The sequence below is a fragment of the Streptomyces bobili genome (assembly GCF_002154575.1).
GTDB lineage: Bacteria > Actinomycetota > Actinomycetes > Streptomycetales > Streptomycetaceae > Streptomyces > Streptomyces bobili.
Genome location: NZ_MUBA01000286.1, coordinates 1 through 20,500, shown reverse-complemented (window position 1 = coordinate 20,500; position 20,500 = coordinate 1). Strand labels below are relative to the sequence as shown.

The 20,500-nt window shown below is 71.8% G+C and carries 22 protein-coding genes; 9 read left to right on the top strand and 13 right to left on the bottom strand.

The features are described 5' to 3' along the window. Positions 1 to 591: ArsR/SmtB family transcription factor (locus BZL64_RS22995; protein ID WP_086771095.1), on the bottom strand; the 591-nt coding region annotated here is incomplete at its 3' end. 70 nt (positions 592 to 661) lie between these two features. Continuing rightward, complete coding sequence (locus tag BZL64_RS22990) at positions 662 to 1,303, bottom strand: TetR/AcrR family transcriptional regulator (protein ID WP_086771094.1); 642 nt, start codon at positions 1,301 to 1,303, stop codon at positions 662 to 664. A gap of 81 nt (positions 1,304 to 1,384) precedes the next feature. Between BZL64_RS22990 and BZL64_RS22985 the strand changes: the two genes are divergently transcribed. The 3 genes from BZL64_RS22985 to BZL64_RS22975 all read left to right on the top strand — a co-directional run bounded on the left by BZL64_RS22985 (position 1,385) and on the right by BZL64_RS22975 (position 3,557). Further along, positions 1,385 to 2,536, top strand: a complete 1,152-nt coding sequence (locus BZL64_RS22985; RefSeq protein ID WP_086771093.1) for an acyl-CoA dehydrogenase family protein — start codon at positions 1,385 to 1,387, stop codon at positions 2,534 to 2,536. 58 nt (positions 2,537 to 2,594) lie between these two features. After that, positions 2,595 to 2,837, top strand: coding sequence for a YiaA/YiaB family inner membrane protein (locus BZL64_RS22980; protein ID WP_086771092.1), 243 nt, complete (start codon positions 2,595 to 2,597; stop codon positions 2,835 to 2,837). A gap of 84 nt (positions 2,838 to 2,921) precedes the next feature. Next, on the top strand, positions 2,922 to 3,557 hold the full coding sequence (locus tag BZL64_RS22975; protein ID WP_086771091.1) for a TetR/AcrR family transcriptional regulator: 636 nt from the start codon (positions 2,922 to 2,924) through the stop codon (positions 3,555 to 3,557). A gap of 19 nt (positions 3,558 to 3,576) precedes the next feature. Here BZL64_RS22975 and BZL64_RS22970 read toward each other — a convergent pair whose 3' ends face one another. Continuing rightward, positions 3,577 to 4,038, bottom strand: coding sequence for a MaoC family dehydratase (locus BZL64_RS22970; protein WP_086771090.1), 462 nt, complete (start codon positions 4,036 to 4,038; stop codon positions 3,577 to 3,579). A 111-nt stretch (positions 4,039 to 4,149) separates the two neighbouring features. Between BZL64_RS22970 and soxR the strand changes: the two genes are divergently transcribed. Then, on the top strand, positions 4,150 to 4,653 hold the full coding sequence (gene soxR, locus BZL64_RS22965) for a redox-sensitive transcriptional activator SoxR (RefSeq protein WP_086771089.1): 504 nt from the start codon (positions 4,150 to 4,152) through the stop codon (positions 4,651 to 4,653). 41 nt (positions 4,654 to 4,694) lie between these two features. Here the strand turns inward: soxR and BZL64_RS22960 are convergent, their stop codons facing one another. Both BZL64_RS22960 and BZL64_RS22955 read right to left on the bottom strand, forming a co-directional pair. Further along, on the bottom strand, positions 4,695 to 5,762 hold the full coding sequence (locus tag BZL64_RS22960) for an RNA ligase (ATP) (protein ID WP_086771088.1): 1,068 nt from the start codon (positions 5,760 to 5,762) through the stop codon (positions 4,695 to 4,697). A 298-nt stretch (positions 5,763 to 6,060) separates the two neighbouring features. After that, complete coding sequence (locus BZL64_RS22955) at positions 6,061 to 6,663, bottom strand: hypothetical protein (RefSeq protein WP_086771087.1); 603 nt, start codon at positions 6,661 to 6,663, stop codon at positions 6,061 to 6,063. Between the two features lie 232 nt (positions 6,664 to 6,895). On the opposite strand from BZL64_RS22955, the gene BZL64_RS22950 reads away from it, so the two are divergent. Beyond that, positions 6,896 to 9,682, top strand: coding sequence for a penicillin acylase family protein (locus BZL64_RS22950; RefSeq protein ID WP_086771086.1), 2,787 nt, complete (start codon positions 6,896 to 6,898; stop codon positions 9,680 to 9,682). A 45-nt stretch (positions 9,683 to 9,727) separates the two neighbouring features. Here BZL64_RS22950 and BZL64_RS22945 read toward each other — a convergent pair whose 3' ends face one another. After that, positions 9,728 to 11,047 carry a serine-threonine protein kinase gene (locus tag BZL64_RS22945; RefSeq protein WP_086771085.1) on the bottom strand — a complete coding sequence of 440 codons (1,320 nt, stop codon included), beginning with the start codon at positions 11,045 to 11,047 and terminating at the stop codon, positions 9,728 to 9,730. A gap of 105 nt (positions 11,048 to 11,152) precedes the next feature. Continuing rightward, positions 11,153 to 12,385 (bottom strand): exo-beta-N-acetylmuramidase NamZ family protein, encoded by a 1,233-nt coding sequence (locus BZL64_RS22940; RefSeq protein WP_086771084.1) that lies wholly within the window; start codon positions 12,383 to 12,385, stop codon positions 11,153 to 11,155. A 170-nt stretch (positions 12,386 to 12,555) separates the two neighbouring features. On the opposite strand from BZL64_RS22940, the gene BZL64_RS22935 reads away from it, so the two are divergent. Genes BZL64_RS22935 through BZL64_RS22925 form a run of 3 tightly spaced genes read left to right on the top strand, consistent with a single transcriptional unit; the run spans position 12,556 to position 15,603 of the window. Further along, on the top strand, positions 12,556 to 13,320 hold the full coding sequence (locus BZL64_RS22935; RefSeq protein ID WP_086771083.1) for an SDR family oxidoreductase: 765 nt from the start codon (positions 12,556 to 12,558) through the stop codon (positions 13,318 to 13,320). Then, positions 13,317 to 14,984 carry a class I adenylate-forming enzyme family protein gene (locus tag BZL64_RS22930; RefSeq protein ID WP_086771082.1) on the top strand — a complete coding sequence of 556 codons (1,668 nt, stop codon included), beginning with the start codon at positions 13,317 to 13,319 and terminating at the stop codon, positions 14,982 to 14,984. The genes BZL64_RS22935 and BZL64_RS22930 overlap by 4 nt, the downstream gene beginning before the upstream one ends. A gap of 25 nt (positions 14,985 to 15,009) precedes the next feature. Next, a complete protein-coding gene (locus BZL64_RS22925; RefSeq protein WP_086771081.1) occupies positions 15,010 to 15,603 on the top strand; it encodes a TetR/AcrR family transcriptional regulator in 594 nt (197 codons plus the stop codon). Positions 15,604 to 15,662: 59 nt separating this feature from the next. Here the strand turns inward: BZL64_RS22925 and BZL64_RS22920 are convergent, their stop codons facing one another. The 3 genes from BZL64_RS22920 to BZL64_RS22910 form a co-directional block, all read right to left on the bottom strand. Then, the gene (locus BZL64_RS22920) at positions 15,663 to 16,877 is read right to left on the bottom strand and encodes an acyl-CoA dehydrogenase family protein (RefSeq protein ID WP_086771080.1); all 1,215 of its coding nucleotides are present in this window, start codon (positions 16,875 to 16,877) and stop codon (positions 15,663 to 15,665) included. A gap of 4 nt (positions 16,878 to 16,881) precedes the next feature. Further along, positions 16,882 to 17,904 (bottom strand): phosphotransferase family protein, encoded by a 1,023-nt coding sequence (locus tag BZL64_RS22915; RefSeq protein WP_086771079.1) that lies wholly within the window; start codon positions 17,902 to 17,904, stop codon positions 16,882 to 16,884. 168 nt (positions 17,905 to 18,072) lie between these two features. Then, positions 18,073 to 18,369, bottom strand: coding sequence for a hypothetical protein (locus tag BZL64_RS22910; protein WP_086771096.1), 297 nt, complete (start codon positions 18,367 to 18,369; stop codon positions 18,073 to 18,075). 111 nt (positions 18,370 to 18,480) lie between these two features. On the opposite strand from BZL64_RS22910, the gene BZL64_RS22905 reads away from it, so the two are divergent. Continuing rightward, a complete protein-coding gene (locus BZL64_RS22905) occupies positions 18,481 to 19,428 on the top strand; it encodes an NADP-dependent oxidoreductase (protein ID WP_086771078.1) in 948 nt (315 codons plus the stop codon). 53 nt (positions 19,429 to 19,481) lie between these two features. Here the strand turns inward: BZL64_RS22905 and BZL64_RS22900 are convergent, their stop codons facing one another. The 3 genes from BZL64_RS22900 to BZL64_RS22890 form a co-directional block, all read right to left on the bottom strand. Next, the gene (locus tag BZL64_RS22900; protein ID WP_086771077.1) at positions 19,482 to 19,793 is read right to left on the bottom strand and encodes a DUF202 domain-containing protein; all 312 of its coding nucleotides are present in this window, start codon (positions 19,791 to 19,793) and stop codon (positions 19,482 to 19,484) included. Then, positions 19,790 to 20,182, bottom strand: coding sequence for a YidH family protein (locus BZL64_RS22895; protein WP_086771076.1), 393 nt, complete (start codon positions 20,180 to 20,182; stop codon positions 19,790 to 19,792). The genes BZL64_RS22900 and BZL64_RS22895 overlap by 4 nt, the downstream gene beginning before the upstream one ends. 42 nt (positions 20,183 to 20,224) lie before the next feature. Beyond that, positions 20,225 to 20,500, bottom strand: a 276-nt coding sequence (locus BZL64_RS22890) for an NUDIX hydrolase (protein WP_483025105.1), incomplete at its 5' end; no start/stop codon positions are given.

Here is a 20,500-nt window from a genome sequence, read left to right as displayed (position 1 = left end):
CCGGCACAGGGCGGCGCCCGCGACCCCGGCGAGATGGGGCCGCCGCTCGGTCCAGTCGAGGCAGGCGCGGGCCAGCGGACGGCGGCCCGCGCGGTCCAGGGAGATGCCGGCGCCGGCGAACCAGTCGAGTCCCGCGCCCGTGAGCGCGAACCCGGTGTCCTGGACGAGCAGCCCGCGCGCGGTGAGGGCGTCGGTGACGGCGATGCCGAGCCGCCCGGCGAGATGGTCGTAGCAGGTCCGCCCGCGTGCCATCGCGGACCCGGCGCTCGACTCCCGCAGGTTCTGGGGCGGTACCGCCCCGGCGGGGGCGATCTGGGCGGTCAGGTCCTCCACGAGCTGGGCGATCCGCGCGTCGGCGAGCCGCACGTACCGGTGGCGGCCCTGCCGTTCCTCGGCGAGCATCCCGCCGGCGACGAGCTTGCCGAGGTGCTCGCTCAGCGTCGAGGCGGCGACTCCCGCGTGCCGGGCCAGCTCGCCCGCGGTCCAGGCCCGGCCGTCGAGCAGGGCCAGCAGACACGCGGCGCGTGTCTCGTCGGCGAGCAGAGCGGCCAGCCGGGCCAGCTGCGGGGCGCGGGGATCCCTCGTGGTCATGGTCCCCAGGATGGGACACGGACGGTTCGGCGGGCGCCGAAGTGTCCGCGCCCGGATCGCACCTCGTCCTTCAGGCCGTGCGCCCCAGCCGCTCGTACTGCTGCGTCAGCCCGTCCAGCAGCGCCGCGAGGCCCGTCTCGAAGGCCCGCTCGTCGACCTTCTCCTGCTGGTCGGCGAGCAGATGGGCCTGGCCGAGGTGCGGGTAGTCGGCCGGGTCGTAGGCGCTGCGGTCGTCCACGAAACCGCCGGCGAAGGAGCCGAGCGCGGAGCCCATGATGAAGTACCGCATCAGCGCGCCGATCGAGGTGGCCTGCGCGGGCGGCCAGCCCGCCTCGACCATCGCGCCGTAGACCGCGTCGGCGAGCCGCAGCGCGGCCGGGCGGCGGCCGGGGCCGCGGGAGAGGACCGGGACGATGTTCGGATGGTCGCGCAGGGCGGTCCGGTAGGAGACCGCCCAGTCGTGCAGCGCCGTCCGCCACGGCCGGCCGTCCTCGAACATCGACAGGTCGACCTGGGCGCTCACCGAGTCGGCGACCGCCTCCAGGATCTCGTCCTTGGTGCGGAAGTGGTTGTAGAGCGAGGGCCCGCTGACCCCGAGTTCGGCGGCGAGCCGCCGGGTGGAGAGCGCCGCGAGGCCTTCCGTGTCCACGAGCGCGCGAGCCGTCGCGACGATGCGGTCGATGCTCAGCAAGGGCTTGCGCGGTCGGGCCATGGCGCACATAGTAGGGCTGCGAACAACAAACTAGCAGTGCTAATTTAAATCTCGATCACATTCTCTGTGGGGTGACGCGCCATGCATCTGGGGCTCAGCGAGGAGCAGGAAGCCGTACGCCGGCTCGCCCGGGACTTCGTCGACCGGGAGATCACCCCCCACGCCGTCGCCTGGGACCGAGCCGAGGAGGTCGACCGGTCCGTCGTGAAGAAGCTCGGCGAGGTCGGCTTCCTGGGCCTGACGATCGACGAGGAGTACGGCGGCTCCGGCGGCGACCATCTCGCGTACTGCCTGGTCACCGAGGAGCTGGGCCGCGGCGACTCCTCCGTGCGCGGCATCGTCTCCGTCTCCCTCGGCCTGGTCGCCAAGACGATCGCGGCCTGGGGCGACGAGGAGCAGAAGCGGCGCTGGCTGCCGGGGCTGACCTCCGGCGCGTCCCTCGGCTGCTTCGGCCTCACCGAGCCCGGCACCGGCTCCGACGCCGGGAACCTCACCACCCGCGCGGTCCGCGACGGCGACAGCTACGTCATCAGCGGCACGAAGATGTTCATCACCAACGGCACCTGGGCCGACGTCGTGCTGCTGTTCGCCCGCTCCACGGACGCCCCCGGCCACAAGGGCGTCTCCGCCTTCCTCGTCCCCACCGACACCCCTGGCCTGACCCGGCGCACACTCCACGGCAAGCTCGGCCTGCGCGGCCAGGCCACCGCCGAACTGGTCCTGGACGACGTCCGGGTGCCCGCGTCCGCACTGCTCGGCCCGGAGGGCAAGGGGTTCTCCGTCGCGATGTCCGCCCTGGCCAAGGGCCGGATGTCGGTCGCCGCGGGCTGCGTCGGCATAGCCCAGGCCGCCCTGGACGCGGCCGTGCGGTACGCGGGGGAGCGCGAGCAGTTCGGCAGGACCATCGCCCACCACCAGCTCGTCCAGGAACTGATCAGCGACATCGCGGTCGACGTGGACGCGGCCCGTCTGCTGACCTGGCGGGTCGCGGACCTCGTCGACCGCGGGCTGCCCTTCACCGTCGAGTCCTCCAAGGCCAAGCTCTTCGCCTCCGAGGCGGCCGTCCGCGCCGCCAACAACGCCCTCCAGGTCTACGGCGGCTACGGCTACATCGACGAGTACCCGGCGGGCAAGCTGTTGCGTGACGCCCGCGTGATGACCCTGTACGAGGGCACGAGCCAGATCCAGAAACTGGTCATCGGGCGGGCGCTCACGGGGGTCTCGGCGTTCTGAGTACGTTCTGAGTAGCCGGACGGATGTGGCACGGCCTCACCTGGCGGACGCTTCTCCCATGAGTGAGACACCGGTCAAGCAGAACACCGCCGCCTTCTACGGCCAGGCGGTCGCGTCTTTCGCCGTCGCCATGGCCGCGACCGCCATCGGCATCTACCGGCTGGACGCCGACTCCTGGGTGCGCGCCTTCCTCGGCATCGCCGTCCTCTACCTCGTCACCTCGGCCTTCACCCTGGCCAAGGTGATCAGGGACCGGCAGGACGCCACGGCCCGCGTGTACAACCCCTTCGAAAAGCTCTGAGCCGTCGCCCAGCGGGCACTCTAAGCGAGCGCTCACCTTCGGCGGTATGGTGGTGCTCCGGGTACCGAGAGGGGCGAACGAGCGATGAGTACGGCGCAGGACACGGCCGGCGGCGAGACCGAGCCGTGGGAAGGGGTCACCCCTGACGCGGCCCGGCGACTGCTCGTCGCCGCCGTGGAGGCCTTCGCCGAGCGCGGCTACCACGCGACGACGACCCGTGACATCGCGGGCCGCGCGGGGATGAGCCCGGCAGCGCTCTACATCCACTACAAGACCAAGGAAGAGCTGCTCCACCGCATCAGCCGGATCGGCCACGACCGTGCACTGGACATCCTGCGCACAGCCGCGCGCACCGAGGGCAGCGCGACGGACCGGCTCGCGGAGGCCGTCAGCTCCTTTGTCCGCTGGCACGCGGGCCGGCGCACCACCGCGCGGGTCGTCCAGTACGAACTGGACGCCCTCGGACCCGAAGCCCGCGCCGAGATCCTCGCGCTGCGCCGCCAGGTCGACGGCGAGGTGCGCGGGATCATCGAGGAGGGCGTGGCGAGCGGCGAGTTCGACGTCATCGACGTGCACGGGACGACGCTCGCGGTGCTGTCCCTGTGCATCGACGTGGCCCGCTGGTTCAACGTGGACGGCCCGCGCACCCCCGACGAGGTCGGCGCGCTGTACGCCGACCTCGTGCTGCGGATGGTGGGCGCGGCGAAGCAGGCGGACTAGCCGTGCCGCGGCCTCGCGCTCAGAGGTAGTAGCGGGACACCGACTCCGCCACGCACACCGGCTTGTCCCCGCCCTCGCGCTCCACGGTGAACGCCACGGTGACCTGGACGCCGCCGGGGACGTCGTCGACGCCGGAGATGGCAGCGGTGGCGCGCAGCCGCGAGCCGACCGGGACGGGCGCGGGGAAACGGACCTTGTTCGAGCCGTAGTTGACGCCCATCTTCACGCCCTCGACCGCAATCAGCTGAGGGCCGAACAGGGGCAGCAGCGACAGGGTCAGATAGCCGTGCGCGATGGTGGTCCCGAACGGGCCCGAGGCCGCGCGCTCCGGATCGACGTGGATCCACTGGTGGTCCCCGGTGGCCTCCGCGAAGAGGTCGATCCGCTTCTGGTCGACCTCCAGCCAGTCGGTGTACCCCAGATGCTCGCCCACCGCCGCCTTCAGCTCGTCGGGGGACGTGAAGATCCTCGGCTCTGCCATGTCTGCGGCCTCTCTCGCGCTCACGGAATGTCTAAGCGACTGCTTAGCATGGTCGGTGCGGGAGGTCATGTCAACGGACCGGGGTCCGGCGCGATGGGTAGGCTGCGGCGGGTGCCGAAGATTCCAGAGACGATCCACGAACTCACCGTCGGCCAGGTTGCCGCCCGCAGCGGTGCCGCCGTCTCCGCCCTGCACTTCTACGAGTCCAAGGGCCTGATCAGCAGTCGACGCACGGTCGGCAACCAGCGCCGCTACACCCGTGACACGCTTCGCCGGGTCGCCTTCGTCCGCGCCGCGCAGCGCGTGGGCATCCCACTGGCCACCATCCGCGAGGCCCTCGCGGAACTCCCCGAGGAGCGCACCCCGAACCGTGAGGACTGGGCCCGCCTCTCGGAGACCTGGCGCGTCGAACTCGACGAACGCATCAAGCAGCTCAACCGCCTGCGCGACCACCTCACCGACTGCATCGGCTGCGGCTGCCTCTCCCTCGACTCCTGCATCCTCTCCAATCCGAACGACACCTCGGGCGACCGGATCACAGGCTCCCGCCTCCTGCCGGAACGAAAGCCCGGTCCGACCCCGGCCCCGGCCCCGGAGAGGGACCGCTGCGGCTGACCTGACGCGGGCCGGCCGGCCCTGCGGACAGCCGAGGCCTCTCACTCGTACTCCGTCCCACCCTTCCGCGTCAGATATGCCGCACTCACCGCCTTGGCGATGGCCCGCCCCCCGGTCACCGGGCTGTACCGCTCCACGGCCGGGCGTATCACCACCCCCTCCCGCAGATGCAGTCCCCGTCCCGACACCGTCTCCCGCCCGGCGGCCAGCTCCAGCACCCGCGCGCTGTCGTACGGCCCCTCGAACAGCCGCGGCACCAACGGCAGTTCGTCCCCCAGCACGGACCCCGCGTCCAGCCACCGCACCGCACCCCCGATCTCCGCGGACACGTCGAACACCGCGTACCCGAGGGTGTCCCGGCGCCCGTCGGCGCCGTACGTCAGGTCCTGCACCCCCGCGCCGTACACCTCGCCGAAGATGCCGATCCGCCGCGCGCCCAGCCGCTCGGCGAGACGGGCGGCCGTCTCGGGGACGCCGTGGCCGCGGACGGCACGCCAGTACAGGTTGCGCTCGTCCTCCTTCAGCGCCAGCGACTTCGCGCCGAAGCCCTTGGAGGAGACGTACACCCGCCCCTCGTCGGCGACGTACGTCATCAGGCACGCCGAACCGTGCAGCTTCTCGGTGAGGACCACCGGCTCGCCGGCCGTGAAGATGTCCGGATAGCGCTGGATGTTCTCGATGTCGACCCAGGGCAGCAGATCCGGCGCGGGCTCCACGTCGCCGCTCATCGTGGGCGGGATCGGCGGCACCCATTTGACGATGCCCAGCCGCTCCGCGAAGTCGGTCCCCTCCTTCACGGCCCGCGCGAGATCGACGTCCGCCAGCGCCTTCGGCCGGCACACGATGCCCTGCGACAGCTCGCCGCGCAGCCGTACCGCCTTGACCCGGTCCGCGTTGCCGCCCGCCAGGCGTCCGGTGAGCCCCAGCTCCTCGATCAGTCCGGCCGGCAGCACGGACTGTTCCGGGATGTACACGGCCGCCTCGCCCGTGCGGTAGGCGCCCTTGGCGACGACGGCCCGGTACAGGCCGACCTGGGCCAGTTCGAGGGCGTCGGCGTCCGGATGCTCGTGGACGGTCAGCACTTCGGCGGTGACGCGCAGCGTCGACATGGGCTCCTCCAGCGGGATCAGGGATGTCTCATCGCCCCCAACTCTCCCCGCGGGAAAGGGCTGGAGCGACCGAATTGCCGCTGGTAACGTCGCTCCCTTCGGCCTGCGGCGACGCCGCGCGCGGAGTCCCGACGGGACGAACTCCCTTGCGCAGCCCCGCCCTACGACCAACGCTGGGCGCACCCGTACGGGTACGGCCGCCCCTCCGCCACCGGCTGAGGGTGGGGCGGAACGGTATGGGACAGGGGGTGCGGCATCCCCGGCGCACCCCCGCCGTTCACTCGGACCCCGTGCGGGATCAGGCCGACACGAGCAGCCGTCCGCGCCTGGCGTACGCCAGGGCCTCGGGCGTGAGCACGGGGCGCGGGACGAGTATTCCGCAGTCCGTGCAGACCGGACCGGCCGACGGGTCGTGGTCCAGGTCGTACCTCCACAGGAGCCGTTCGCCGCCGCACACCGGGCAGCCGCAGCCCGGTGCGCGCTCCAGTGCGGCGATCAGCCGGCGCAGCACCTCGGCCAGCGGTTCACGGGGGTGGACCCGTGGGTCGTCGCACCAGGCGACGCCGAAGCCGCCCCAGGTCATCCGGTGCCAGTCGTCCACGCTGCCCGGCCGGCGCAGCCCGTCGTGCTTCTCCTTCCTGCGGCGGTCGGCGAACTCGACCTCGTAGGCCAGCCATACCGCCCGCGCCGCCTCCAGCTCGTCCAGTGCGGCCACGAGCCGCGCCGGATCGGGGGAGCGGTCCTCGGGACCGAACCCGGCACGGTCGCACAGATGGTCCCAGGTCGCCCTGTGCCCGTAGGGGGCGAATCGCTCAAGGCACTTGCGGAGTGAGTAGCGCCGCAGTGCCAGATCGCACCGCGGGTCGCGCACCTGTCTCGCCAGACTCCGGAAACCGGCCATCGCCTTGCACCTCCGTCACATCTGCACCTGTACTTCGGTCACTTCGGCGTCGTCGTACGGACGTCGCCGAATAGACGTATCGACACACGATTCGGCTCCCTTCCGGTCCATCCGTTTTCCGATGCCGCACATAAGCCGGACGAGGCGACCCCAAAAAGTGACGCATGTTCATCTTCAATTCCGGGGATACCGGCGGTAACCTCTCCGCCACCCCCCTCGCTAGGAGTTGCCGATGTCACGGCGAACCTCCCGCACCGCACTCGACACACTGAGAACTCCCGGCCGAATCCCCGGGTTCCTGAAGACCGCATCCATATGCGCCCTGATTGCCGGACTTTTGTCGCCTCTTTCCCAGACGGCGGCAGCGGCCGAGGTCACCGCCGCCAACGACTACTGCGGCAACCAGTGTTCCGACATCCTGCCGCCCGGCCAGAACGGCAACGCCACGCTGGCCCAGATCCTGCTGAACCAGGCTTTCGGCACCCAGCCGGCGCACGCCGCCGACCAGCTCGGCCCCTACGCCAACCTGGCCAAGGGCCACACGACGCTCACCAACGCCACGATCAACACGTTCTTCAACGACGCGTCCTTCGGAGTTCCCGCCGATCAAGTCGCCTCCACCGTCAAGCCCGCCGGCCGCGGTGACGTCACGATCGTCCGCGACAAGAAGACGGGCGTACCGCACATCACCGGTACCACCAGATACGGCACCGAGTTCGGCGCCGGTTATGCGGCCGCCGAGGACCGCCTGTGGCTCATGGACGTCTTCCGGCACGTCGGCCGGGGCCAGCTCACCTCCTTTGCGGGCGGCGATCCCTCCAACCAGGGCCTGGAGCAGCAGTTCTGGCGCCACGCCCCCTATACGGAGGCCGACCTCCAGGCCCAGATCGACAACGCGATCGCCACCAACGGCGCCCGGGGCCGGCAGGCCCTGGCCGACGCCAACGCCTATCTCGCCGGCATCAACGCCTATATCGACGCCTCCGACAGTGGCCGCTACTTCCCCGGTGAATACGTCCTCACGGGCCACAAGGACTCAATCACCAACGCGGGCAGCATCGCCCACTTCAAGATCACCGACCTGGTGGCGCTCGGATCGGTCATCGGCGCCCTCTTCGGCTCGGGCGGCGGCGGGGAGGTCAACAACGCCCTGTCGCTGCTCGCCGCACAGGAGAAGTACGGCGCCGAACAGGGCACCGCGGTCTGGGAGTCCTTCCGCGAGCGCAACGACCCCGAGGCCGTCATGACCCTCCACGACGGCAAGAGCTTCCCCTACGCCGTCCGGCCCGACGACCCGCAGGGCGAGGCCCTGCCCGACCCCGGCTCGGTCGTCGCCGAACCGCTCGTGTACGACCGTACGGGCAGCGCCGTCGGCACCAGTGCCACCGGCGCCTCGACCACGGCCGCGCGGACCGCCGTCAGCTCCGCCCGGCGTGGCATGTCCAACGCCCTCGTGGTGAGCGGCGACCACACGGCCAGCGGCCACCCGGTCGCCGTCTTCGGCCCGCAGACCGGCTACTTCGCCCCGCAGCTCCTGCTGCTCCAGGAACTCCAGGGCCCCGGCATCAGCGCCCGCGGCGCCTCCTTCGCGGGCCTCAGCATGTACGTCGAACTGGGCCGGGGCCAGGACTACGCGTGGAGCGCCACCACTTCCGGCCAGGACATCATCGACACCTACGCCGTCGAGCTGTGCCAGGACGACGTCCACTACCTGTACCGCGGCACCTGCACGCCCATGGAGAAGGTCGAGCAGAAGAACGCCTGGAAACCGACCACGGCCGACGGCACCGCGGCCGGTTCGTACACGATGCGCGCCTGGCGCACCAAGTACGGCCCCGTCGAGTACCGCGCGACCGTCGGCGGCAAGAAGGTCGCCTACACCACCCTGCGTTCGTCTTTCCTGCACGAGGCCGACTCCATCATCGGCTTCCAGATGCTGAACGACCCCGACCACGTCAAGGGACCGGAGTCCTTCCAGAGCGCGGTGCAGCACATCAACTACACCTTCAACTGGTTCTACGCCGACTCCGAGCACACCGCCTACTACAACAGCGGCGACAACCCGGTCCGGGCCGGCGGAGTCGACGCCGAGTTCCCGGTCTGGGCGCAGCCGGCGTACGAGTGGCGGAACTGGGACCCGACGACCAACACGGCCGCGTACACGCCCGCTTCGCAGCACCCCAACTCCATCGACCAGGACTACTACATCTCCTGGAACAACAAGCAGGCCAAGGACTACGCGACCGCGCCGTGGGGCAACGGCTCGGTGCACCGCGGCAACCTGCTGGAGGACCGGGTGAAGAAGCTGGTCCAGGCCGGCGGTGTCACCAGGGCGTCGCTGACGAAGGCGATGGCGGATGCCGCCCTCGCCGATCTGCGGGCCCAGGACGTCCTGCCGGACCTGCTGAAGGTGGTCAACAGCTCCCCGGTCACCGACACCACGGCCTCGGCCGCGGTCGCCAAACTCCAGACCTGGCTGGCGGCGGGCGGCCGACGCACGGAGACCACGGCCGGTTCGAAGACGTACGCCGACGCGGACGCCGTCCGCATCCTCGACGCCTGGTGGCCGCTGCTGGTGAAGGCGGAGTTCGAACCCGGCCTCGGGACCGCGCTGTACACCGCCATGACGAACAACCTGCCCATCGACGAGACCCCGTCGGCCGCGCACGGCCCGACCGGCGCACACGCCGGCAGCGCCTTCCAGTACGGCTGGTGGAGCTATGTCGACAAGGACATCCGGGCGGTGCTCGGTGAGCCGGTACAGGGCGCGCTGGGCCGCAAGTACTGCGGCGGAGGCGCTCTCAGCGCCTGCCGCGACCTCCTCCTGACCACTCTGAAGGAGGCGGCCGGCCGGACCGCGGCCCAGGTCTACCCCGGCGACACCCTGTGCGCGGCGGGCAACCAGTGGTGCGCGGACTCGATCGTCCAGCGCACCCTGGGCGGCATCAAGCACGGCAACATCAGTTGGCAGAACCGGCCCACCTACCAGCAGGTGGTCGAGTTCACCTCGCACCGGTAGCCGGTAGCCGGTGGCCGGTGGCCGGTTGACGGGCGGGCCGTGGCCTCAGCGGATGCGGCCCGCCGCCAGCACGACCCGCGCCAGTTCGGGGTGCACGATGTCGCTGTGCGCCCCGGACGGCGGGCCGCCGCGCCGGACCACGGCCGCCGCGTCCACGTTCACACAGCCCGACACCGGCAGCGGAGCCGACAGCGCCTCGGTGAGCGTGCACGCGCGCGTGCCCGGCACCGCCCGCACACCGTCGAAGCCCATCGCCCCCCACTTGGCGCCCAGGAGCTTGCCCACGAGCGGCTCCCCGACCGCCCCGCGCGCGTCGCCCGCCATCCGGGAGGCCAGCGGATACACCGTGCCGAGCGCCGTGTCGTGCCGCGAGTGACAGCACACCAGCGGACCGTCGATGCGGTGCTGCTGCCCCTGGAGCGCACCGCCCGCGCGCGGGTCGTGCGGCAGCCGCGCCGCGAACGCGTAGTGCGAGAAGGCCCCCTGGAGCAGCGTCACGGACTTGACCGCACGCACCCCCTCGGGCAGGCCGCGCAGCGCGAACGACACCAGCCGCCCGCCGAAACTGTGCCCCACCAGATGCACCCGCACCGCAGGCGCCGCGCGGGCCAGCCGCCCGACCAGCGGCCCCAGCCCCCGCTCACCCACCGTCCCCGCGCGCCGCTTCATCGCGTAGTACGTCGCCTGGCGCAGCAGCTCGTGCGCGCCGTCCCAGGGATTCGGCACCGTGAACCCGGCGGCACCGGACGGCACTTCGAGCCCGGCCAGCGCCCGCGCGAACTCCTCGCAGACCGCCGCCGCGGGGTCGGCGAACATCGCCGGACCGTCCTGCGGCACGCCCTCCACCAGGGTGTCCGCAGCGAACAGCGCCTGCGGCTCCGGCGGTACGGCCTCCACCAGGAGCCGCGCCAGCCGCCCGAACGCCTCCAGCGCGCTCTCCTCGGCAGGCCGCTCCTCCAGCAGCCGCGCGAGCTGTTCGACCACCGTGACCCTGCCCGGAAACGTCTCCCGCAACGCGGTGCGGGTGTCCTTGTCCAGCGCGGGGCGCCGGGCCGACCCGTCCGCGACGGACCGCGGCAGGTCGGGTACCGGCTCGTCGGAGAACCGCATCGACGGCCACACGACACCGACGTACCCGATCCGTGCCGCCGGGGCGAGGCGGGGGAAGGGGGCGAAGAAACGGCTGTAGAGCGAGGTCGCGCCGGAGCGGTCGCTGTTCCAGCCGTGCGCGAACACGATCAGATCGCGCACCCCGCGCTCGGCGACCCCGGCCAGCAACCGGTTGCGCTGTCGGCCGTCGACGTCTCCGTCGGCGTCGAAGGTCACCTCCCAGTAGGGAGTCACACTCATCGCCGGATCCGCCATGAAAGCCCCCTCACCCCGCAGCCGTGCGCCAGGTGGGCGCATCGTCCTGCGAACGGCGGGAGTTGGCCAGACGTCACGGCCCACCGGCTCAACCGGTACCGGGGCTCACCGGTACAGCAGATACTCCCGCCGCACCCGCCGGAACGCGGCCAGCTCCTCCTGCCAGCCCGCCACGACCTCGTCGGCCTCCGCCCCCCTGTCGATCGCCGTACGCACCCACGTCGAGCCCGTGAGCTTGTCGATCCAGTGGTCCGCACGCCAGCCGAAGCCGCTCCAGACCTTCCTCGCGGTCACCAGGAGGGCGATGCCGGTGCGGACCGGGTCGAAGGCGTCCCGGTCGGCCACGTGGATCTGCACCCCGCCGACCGTCCTCCCCTGGAACTTGGAGAAGGACGGCGTGAAATACGCCTCCCGGAAACGCACACCGGGCAGCCCGAGGGCGTTCACGGCCTCCGCCCACCGCCCGTCGACGCCCTCCGCGCCGAGGAGTTCGAACGGGCGGGTCGTGCCCCGGCCCTCCGACAGGTTCGTCCCCTCGAACAGACAGGTCCCGGCGTACACGAGGGCCGTCTCCGGCGTCGGCATGTTCGGGCTGGCGGGCACCCACGGCAGCCCCGAGGCGTCGTACCAGTCCGCCCGCCGCCACCCGCTCATGAGTACGGTCTCCAGCTCCACCGGCGCGGCCAGGAACTCCGCGTTGAACAGCCGGGCCAGTTCCGCCACCGTCATCCCGTGCGCCTGCGCGATCGGCTCGCGCCCCACGAAGGTCGCGAACTGCGGGTGCAGCACGGGACCCAGCGCCGCCCGCCCGGTCACCGGGTTCGGCCGGTCCAGCACCAGGAACCGCTTCCCGGCCAGCCGCGCCGCCTCCATACAGTCGTACAGCGTCCAGATGTACGTGTAGAAGCGGGCGCCGACGTCCTGGATGTCGAAGACGACCGTGTCGACGCCGGAGGCGGTGAACACGTCCGCGAGCGGTTGTCCGCTCTTGAGGTACGTGTCGTAGACGGGCAGACCGGTCGCCGGATCGTCGTGGCGGCCCTCGGAGCCGCCCGCCTGCGCGGTGCCCCGGAAACCGTGCTCGGGGCCGAACACGGCGACCAGGTCCACCCGGTCGTCGGCGTGCATCACGTCGACGATGTGGCGTACGTCGCGGGTGACGCCGGTGGGGTTGGTGACGATTCCGGTGCGCTCGCCGCTCAGCTGGGCGTAACCGGTTGCCCGGAGGCGCTCGAAGCCGGTCTCCGTGCGGCGGGCCGCGGTGGCCGGGGCCGCCGTCGCCGGCAGAGTGGCGGCTGCCGCCGTTGCCGCGAGCAGGGTTCGTCTGGGCAGATGCATGCCGGCTCCTGGGGTGCGTGGCTGATCGCGCTCCACGGCGGAGCCGCACATCGCATACGGTCCCGCGCCCCTTAACCGTGTTGCGCTTCCCCTTTTCTGAAACATACCGACCGGTTAGTCTGGCGGCCGGGACGCAGGGCTGTGCGCCCGAGCCGGGTCGAAGGAGATCGATGGTGGAAGCCGTTCGAGGTGCGGGAGTCGTCGTCACCGGGGCGGGAGGCGGCATCGGTGCCGCGCTCGCCCGGCGTTTCGCGGCGGAGGGCGCGCGGGTCGTCGTGAACGACCTGGACGCGGACCGGGCGAAGGCCGTGGCCGAGGAGGTCGGCGGGATCGCCGTACCGGGCGACGCCTCCGCGATCATCGACGAGGCCCGTGAGGCACTCGGCGGCACCGTCGACGTCTACTGCGCCAACGCCGGTGTCGCCTCGGGCGGGTCCGAGGCGGTCGGCGAACCGGTGTGGGCGCTGGCCTGGGACGTCAACGTGATGGCCCATGTCCGCGCGGCGGACGCACTACTCCCCGACTGGCTGGAGCGCGGCTCGGGCCGGTTCGTCTCCACCGTCTCCGCCGCCGGACTGCTCACCATGATCGGCGCCGCCCCCTACAGCGTGACCAAGCACGGCGCGTACGCCTTCGCCGAGTGGCTGTCGCTGACGTACCGCCACCGCGGGATCAAGGTCCACGCGATCTGTCCCCAGGGTGTCCGCACCGACATGCTCGACGCCAGCGGCACCGCGGGCGACCTCGTCCTCAAGCCGACCGCGATCGAGCCCGCGGACGTGGCGGACGCCCTCTTCGAGGGGATCGCGCAGGACCGCTTCCTGATCCTGCCGCACCCCGAGGTCGCCGGGTACTACCAGGCACGGGCCGGCGACCCCGAGCGCTGGCTGTCCACCATGAACCACATCCAGCAGAAGTGGGAGGCCGCCGAGTGACCGCCTCCCGCTACGCCGCCAAGCCCTGGCTGGACCTCCTCGACGAAGCCCAGCGCGGCCCGGTCGACCCGGCCACCTCGCTGGTGCACGCCCTGCGCCGGTCTGCCGCCGAGGCCCCGGAGCGCCCCTTCCTCGCCTACTTCGACGGCCGGCTCACCTACCGCGAGGCGGACGAGCTGAGCGACTCGGTCGCCGGGCACCTGGTGGCCCGTGGCCTGGAGCGGGGCGACCGGGTCGCCGTCCTGCTGCAGAACTCCCCGCAGTTCGTGCTCGCCGTGCTCGGCGCGTGGAAGGCGGGCGCGATCGTCGTCCCCGTCAACCCCATGTACAAGGCGGGGGAGGTCGGCCACGTCCTGCGGGACGGCGAGGTGGCCGCGCTGATCTGCGCCGACCGCGCCTGGGAGTCGTATCTGCGCGAGGCGGCGGCCGACTCGCCGGTGCGGATCGTGCTCACCGCGTGCGAGCTGGACTTCCAGACGCGCGGCGACGCGCGCGTGCTCACCTTCGAACGGCTCCCGCAGGCCCTGGACGCCGACGACCTCACCGCCGTCGCCCGCGCCGGGCATCCGGCGCCCGCCGACCGCGACCCGGCCGCCGCCGGCATCGCCCTGATCAGCTACACCTCGGGCACCAGCGGCGCACCCAAGGGCGCCACCAACACGCACGCCAACCTGATGTACAACGCCGAACGGCAGAGCACCGGCCTGCACCTGCCCGAGGGGCCCGTGTACTACGCGCTGGCGCCCCTGTTCCACATCACCGGCATGGTCTGCCAGCTCGGCGCCTGCCTGAACAGCGCGGGCACGCTCGTCCTGACGTACCGCTTCGAGGCGGGCCTCGTCCTGGAGACGTTCGCCGAGCACCGCCCGCACTACACGGTCGGCCCCTCCACGGCGTTCATGGCGCTGGCCGCCCACCCGGACGTCACCCGCGACCACTTCTCCTCCTTCGTGAACATCTCCTCCGGCGGTGCCCCGCTGCCGCCGGCCCTGGTGGAGAAGTTCCGGGCCGGCTTCGGCCCCTACATCCGCAACGGCTACGGCCTCACCGAGTGCAGCGCCCCCTGCGCCTCCGTGCCGCCCCACCGGGAGGCACCCGTGGACCCGGCCTCCGGGACCCTCGCGGTCGGCGTGCCTGGCCCCGACACGGTCGTACGGATCGTCGACGACCGGGGCGAGGAGGTGCCCTTCGGCGAACAGGGCGAGATCCTCGTACGGGGACCCCAGGTGGTCCCCGGCTACTGGCGCCGCCCCGACGCCACCGCCGAGACCTTCCCCGGCGGCGAACTGCGCACCGGCGACATCGGCTTCATGGACGAACAGGGCTGGCTGTACGTCGTCGACCGCAAGAAGGACATGATCAACGCGTCCGGCTTCAAGGTCTGGCCGCGAGAGGTCGAGGACGTGCTGTACACCCACCCGGCGGTGCGCGAGGCAGCCGTCGTCGGGGTGCCCGACGGGTACCGCGGGGAGACGGTGAAGGCGTACATCAGCCTGCGTCCGGGGGCCGACACGGACCCCGATGAACTGGCGGTGTACTGCAAGGAGAGACTGGCCGCCTACAAATATCCGCGGCAGGTGGAGATCCTGCCCGACTTGCCCAAGACGGCGAGTGGGAAGATCCTCCGTCGGGAACTTCGTTCCCGCGCGCAAGACAGCCAGTAAGGCGAACGGAAGGCAGGTGGCGGCAGTGCCCAGGACGACGGACGGTACAGAGGCGCCTGTTCCGCAACGGCTTCTCGCCGCCGCCACCCGGCTCTTCGCGGAGCAGGGCTACGACCGCACCTCGGTCCAGGAGATCGTCGAGGCGGCAGGCGTCACCAAGGGGGCGCTGTACCACTACTTCGGCTCCAAGGACGACCTCCTGCACGAGGTGTACGCGCGCGTGCTGCGCATCCAGCAGGAGCGGCTCGACGCGTTCGCGAACGCCGACGAACCCATCGAGAAGCGCCTCAGGGGCGCGGCGGCCGACGTGGTCGTCACGACGATCGACAACCTCGACGACGCGTCGATCTTCTTCCGCTCGATGCACCACCTCAGTCCCGAGAAGAACAAGCAGGTCCGTGCCGAGCGCCGCCGCTACCACGAACGCTTCCGCGCCCTCATCGAGGAGGGCCAGCAGGAGGGCGTCTTCTCGAAGGCGACCCCGGCCGACCTGATCGTGGACTACCACTTCGGCTCCGTGCACCACCTGTCGACCTGGTACCGCCCCGACGGCCCGATGACCCCGCAGGAGGTCGCCGACCACCTGGCCGACCTGCTGCTGAGGGCGCTGCGCCCATAGCCGCGGCGCGTGGGCGAAGGGGCGGCGGGGGCGAAAACCCCGCCGCCCCTTCCCCCGCTTCACACGTACTTCTTCAGCTCCCGCCGCGCCAGCGACCGCTGGTGCACCTCGTCCGGCCCGTCGGCGATCATCAGCGTCCGCGCCGAGGCGTACAGCTCCGCCAGCGGGAAGTCCTGGCTGACCCCGCCCGCCCCGTGCAGCTGGATCGCCCGGTCCAGGATGTCCACGACCGCCCGCGGAGTCGCGATCTTGATCGACTGGATCTCGGTGTGCGCGCCCCGGTTGCCCACCGTGTCCATCATCCAGGCCGTCTTCAGCACCAGCAGGCGCAGCTGCTCGACCGTCACCCGCGCGTCGGCGATCCAGTTGTGGACCACGCCCTGCTGCGCCAGCGCCTTGCCGAACGCGTCCCGCGACACGGCCCGGCGGCACATCAGCTCGATCGCCCGCTCCGCCATGCCGATCAGCCGCATGCAGTGGTGGATGCGGCCGGGACCGAGCCGGGCCTGGGCGATGGCGAAGCCGCCGCCCTCCTCCCCGATCAGGTTGGTCACCGGCACGCGCGCGTGGTCGAAGACCACCTCGGCGTGGCCGCCGTGCGAGTGGTCCTCGTACCCGAAGACCTTCATCGCCCGCTTGACCGTCACCCCCGGCGTGTCACGGGGCACCAGCACCATGGACTGCTGACGGCGGATGTCGGAGCCGTCCGGGTCCGTCTTGCCCATCACGATGAAGATCGTGCAGTCCGGGTTCATCGCCCCGGAGATGTACCACTTGCGGCCCGTGACGAGGTAGTCGTCGCCGTCCCGCTCGATGAGCGTGGTGATGTTCGTGGCGTCCGAGGAGGCCACCTCCGGCTCGGTCATGGCGAACGCCGAGCGGATCTCCCCCGCAAGCAGCGGCTCCAGCCACTGCTTCTTGTGCTGCTCGCTGCCGAACTGCGAGAGCACCTCCATGTTGCCGGTGTCGGGCGCGGCACAGTTCAGCGCGGTCGGCGCCAGGTGCGGGGAGCGGCCGGTGATCTCGGCCAGCGGCGCGTACTGGAGGTTCGTGAGGCCGGCGCCGTACTCGGCGTCGGGCAGGAAGAGGTTCCACAGGTCCTGGCGGCGGGCCTCGGCCTTCAGCTCCTCCACGACCGCCGGGGTGTCCCACGGCGAGGCGAGCAGCGCGCGCTGCTCCTCGGCGACCGCCTCGGCCGGGTAGACGTACTCGTCCATGAAGGCGAGCAGTCTGGCGCGCAGCTCCTCCGTGCGTGCGTCGAACGCGAAGTCCATGGCGTCAGCCTTCCTGGAGAGTGGTCGTGCCGTGGTGGATGAAGACGGGAACCAGCTCGCCGATGCGGTCGAAGCCGCGGCCCACCGTCTGGCCCAGCGTGTAGCGGTAGTGGATGCCCTCGAGGATCACGGCGAGCTTGAACCAGGCGAACGCCGTGTACCAGGAGACGGCCGACACGTCGCGCCCCGAGCGTGCGGCGTACCGCTCGATCAGCTCGGCGGGCGTCGGGTGGCCCGGCGCCGAGGCGGTGGTGGAGACGGGGGACTCCGGGACCTCCAGCGGCACGCTGTACATCACCAGCAGGCCCAGGTCGGTCAGCGGATCACCGAGCGTGGACATCTCCCAGTCGAGGATCGCCCTGATCGTGTCGTCCTCACCGATCAGCACGTTGTCGAGCCGGTAGTCGCCGTGCACGACCGCCGGGGCGGGGGAGGAGGGCAGCGACCGGCCGAGCGCGGCGTGCAGCTCGTCGATGCCGGCCAGGTCACGGCTGCGGGAGGCGTCGAGCTGCTTGCCCCAACGGCGCAGCTGGCGGTCGAGGAAGCCCTCGGGGCGGCCGAAGTCGGCGAGGCCGACGGCGGCCGGATCGACGGCGTGCAGCTCCACGAGGGTGTCCACGAGGGACAGCACCGCGCCGCGGGTGCGCTCCGGGCCGAGCGGGCCCAGCTGGTCGGCCGTGCGGTAGGGCGTGCCCTCGACGAACTCCATGACGTAGAAGGGCGCCCCCAGCACCTCGTCGTCCTCGCACAGCAGCACGGGACGCGGCACCGGCACACTGGTCGGGTACAGGGCGTCGATCACCCGGTGCTCGCGCCGCATGTCGTGCGCGGTGGCCAGGACATGGCCGAGCGGGGGCCGCCGGACGACCCAGCGGGATCCGCCGTCGGTGACCGCGTAGGTGAGGTTCGACCGTCCGCCCTCGATCAGCCGGCCGCTGAGGGGGCCGTCGACCAGACCGGGGCGCTCACGGTCGAGCAGGGCGCGCAGCCGGTCGAGGTCGAGTCCGGGCGGGTGGTCGGGGGTCATACATCGCTCCTACGGACGGGTGAACGGTAACCCGCCCCATGATGCCGACCGGTCGGTATGTACGTCCAGAGGGTGTGCCCAAAGTGATCGGAGCCACGATAGGGCGACGGCTCCCCGGGGAGAACCCGAGGAGCCGTGTGAGGAAGGTGCGCGGGGCCGGTCCAGTGTTCAGTGGTCGTCCCAGTGCCCGTCGTGCTCGGCGTGGCGGTGCCCGTCGTGCAGATAGTCGACGTGGTCACCGTGGAGCACGCCCGGGTGCCCGCAGTCCTCGCCGTGCCGGTGCTCGTGCACCTCGTGGGGCAGATGGCCGCCCGGCTCGCACTCGTCCCAGTGGCCGCCGTGCTCGCGGTGCAGGTGCCCGTCGTGCGCGTAGTCCACATGGTCGCCGTGCGGGACCCGCGGGTGTCCGCACTCCGGGCCGTGCGCGTGGGAGTGTGCCGGGTGCTCCTGGTGAAGGGTGGTCATGACGCTCACCTTCGGGGGTACGGGGATGACGTCGGACAGGCTGCCACGCGAAAGGCGCATATCCGGGCATCCGGCTTGCGTGGCGTGCGAGTACCCCGGAGGGTCGGTGGCATGAAGGGCATCAGCTACAACCGGTACGGCGGTCCCGAGGTCCTCGAGTACGGCGAGGTCCGCGACCCCAAGGTCGGCCCCGACTCCGTGCTGGTCAAGGTGCGGGCGGCCGCCGTCAACCCCGTCGACTGGAAGTGCCGGGCGGGCTATCTCGACGGCGCCCTCGAAGCCGTCTTCCCGGTCGTGCCGGGCTGGGACGTCTCCGGCGTCGTCGTCCAGCCGGGCCCGGCCGTCGGCGAGTTCTCGGTGGGCGACGAGGTGATCGGCTACGTCCGCGAGGACTTCCTCTCCCGCGGTACGTTCGCCGAGTACGTCGCCGCCCCCGTGCGCACCCTCGCCCGCAAGCCGCGCAACCTCACCTGGGAGCAGGCCGCCGGCCTGCCGCTGGTCGGCCTCACCGCCTACCAGGTCCTCACCAAGGCCCTCCAGGTCAAGCGCGGCGAGACCGTCCTCATCCACGCGGCGGCGGGCGGCGTCGGCTCGATCGCCGTGCAGCTCGCCCGCCATCTGGGCGCCCGCCCGATCGGCACCGCGAGCGAGGCCAACCACGACTTCGTACGCTCCCTGGGCGGCGAGCCCGTGACCTACGGGGACGGCCTGGCCGAACGGGTGCGCGGGCTGGCCCCCGAGGGTGTGGACGCCGCCTTCGACACGATCGGCGGCGACACCCTGAAGACCTCCGCCAACCTGCTGGCTCCCGAGGGGCGGCTGGTGTCGATCGCCGACGGCGACGTCGTCGACTACGGCGGTCACTACTCCTTCGTCCGCCCCGACCCCGACGACCTCACCCGGCTCGCGGAGCTGGCCGAGCAGGGCGTCGTCTCGGTCCACGTCTCGGAGACGTTCCCGCTCGACCGCGCGGCGGACGCGCACCGGCGGAGCGAGGAGGGCCGTACCCGCGGAAAGATCGTGGTGACGGTGGACTGGCCGGACGAGACGACGCGGTGAGATCCGCAGCCGCGGCTCAGTACAGCTGGATCGATACAGCTGGATCAGTACAGCTAGATCACCAGCGCCGCCGCACACACCGCCAGCGCCACCGTGCACAGCGCCGCCGCCGTGGCGCGGCGGGGGTGCAGGGCCGGGGGAGGGGTCGTCGAGGCGAGGACGCGGATGCGGTGGTGGGCGAGGACGAGGAAGCCCAGCCAGAGCCCGCCGCACGCCGCGCACGCCGCGATCGCGGACGCCGAGGTGTCCCCGTGCAGGGCCGCCTTCATGCCGAGCACGGCGGCGACGGTGCTCGACAGTGTCGTGCGCCGCCAGGCGAGCCGGGTCCGCTCCGGCTGGAGCCCCGGATCGCGGTCGCCGCTCATCCCTCCCACCCGACGAGCACCACGACGACCATCGCGACGGCCACCACGGCGACGAGGACGCCGAGCAGCGCCGGGAAGCGCGAGACCGGCAGGTCCTCGCCCCGCCGCATGGCCCGCTCGCAGCGCACCCAGTGGTTCACCGCCCGCAGGGAGCACAGCACGCCGGCCGCGAGCAGCGCGAGCGCCAGCCCCACCCGCCAGCCCCAGCGCAGGTCCGGCAGGAACTGGTCCACGGCGAACCCGCCGCCGATCAGCGCGAGCGCGGTGCGCAGCCAGGCCAGGAAGGTGCGCTCGTTGGCCAGCGAGAACCGGTAGTCGGGCGTCACCCCCTCCTGCCGGACCCCTTCGGGCGCGAACCACAACCGGACGTTCCGCACGAACTCGCTCACGTGCCGGACCCTACCTGCCGCCCGTCCGCGGACTCGCCGCGCTCAGTCGGCCGCCCGCGGCGCCTGGAGCCGTTCGTACGCCGCGAGGCCGTCCGGGACCCACTCCCAGTCGCCCAGGTGGCCCTCGACCTCCTCCTCGGTGAGGAAGGCGTGCCAGGCCACCTCCTCCACCTGGGGGTTCACCGGCAGCTCGCAGCGCACCTCGTACACGGCCGACCACCAGGTCCCGCGGGCGCCGCCGTCGTAGAGGAACTTGAAGAGGAACTCCGGACGCGGCAGACCGCTCACGCCGAGTTCCTCCTCGGCCTCGCGCAGGGC

Bases quoted from the DNA above. Each gene is read 5' to 3' on its own strand.
- BZL64_RS22990 (WP_086771094.1), bottom strand. From the start codon at position 1,303: ATGGCCCGACCGCGCAAGCCCTTGCTGAGCATCGACCGCATCGTCGCG.
- BZL64_RS22985 (WP_086771093.1), top strand. From the start codon at position 1,385: ATGCATCTGGGGCTCAGCGAGGAGCAGGAAGCCGTACGCCGGCTCGCC.
- BZL64_RS22980 (WP_086771092.1), top strand. From the start codon at position 2,595: ATGAGTGAGACACCGGTCAAGCAGAACACCGCCGCCTTCTACGGCCAG.
- BZL64_RS22975 (WP_086771091.1), top strand. From the start codon at position 2,922: ATGAGTACGGCGCAGGACACGGCCGGCGGCGAGACCGAGCCGTGGGAA.
- BZL64_RS22970 (WP_086771090.1), bottom strand. From the start codon at position 4,038: ATGGCAGAGCCGAGGATCTTCACGTCCCCCGACGAGCTGAAGGCGGCG.
- BZL64_RS22960 (WP_086771088.1), bottom strand. From the start codon at position 5,762: ATGTCGACGCTGCGCGTCACCGCCGAAGTGCTGACCGTCCACGAGCAT.
- BZL64_RS22955 (WP_086771087.1), bottom strand. From the start codon at position 6,663: ATGGCCGGTTTCCGGAGTCTGGCGAGACAGGTGCGCGACCCGCGGTGC.
- BZL64_RS22950 (WP_086771086.1), top strand. From the start codon at position 6,896: ATGTCACGGCGAACCTCCCGCACCGCACTCGACACACTGAGAACTCCC.
- BZL64_RS22945 (WP_086771085.1), bottom strand. From the start codon at position 11,047: ATGGCGGATCCGGCGATGAGTGTGACTCCCTACTGGGAGGTGACCTTC.
- BZL64_RS22940 (WP_086771084.1), bottom strand. From the start codon at position 12,385: ATGCATCTGCCCAGACGAACCCTGCTCGCGGCAACGGCGGCAGCCGCC.
- BZL64_RS22935 (WP_086771083.1), top strand. From the start codon at position 12,556: ATGGTGGAAGCCGTTCGAGGTGCGGGAGTCGTCGTCACCGGGGCGGGA.
- BZL64_RS22920 (WP_086771080.1), bottom strand. From the start codon at position 16,877: ATGGACTTCGCGTTCGACGCACGCACGGAGGAGCTGCGCGCCAGACTG.
- BZL64_RS22915 (WP_086771079.1), bottom strand. From the start codon at position 17,904: ATGACCCCCGACCACCCGCCCGGACTCGACCTCGACCGGCTGCGCGCC.
- BZL64_RS22910 (WP_086771096.1), bottom strand. From the start codon at position 18,369: ATGACCACCCTTCACCAGGAGCACCCGGCACACTCCCACGCGCACGGC.
- BZL64_RS22905 (WP_086771078.1), top strand. From the start codon at position 18,481: ATGAAGGGCATCAGCTACAACCGGTACGGCGGTCCCGAGGTCCTCGAG.
- BZL64_RS22900 (WP_086771077.1), bottom strand. From the start codon at position 19,793: ATGAGCGGCGACCGCGATCCGGGGCTCCAGCCGGAGCGGACCCGGCTC.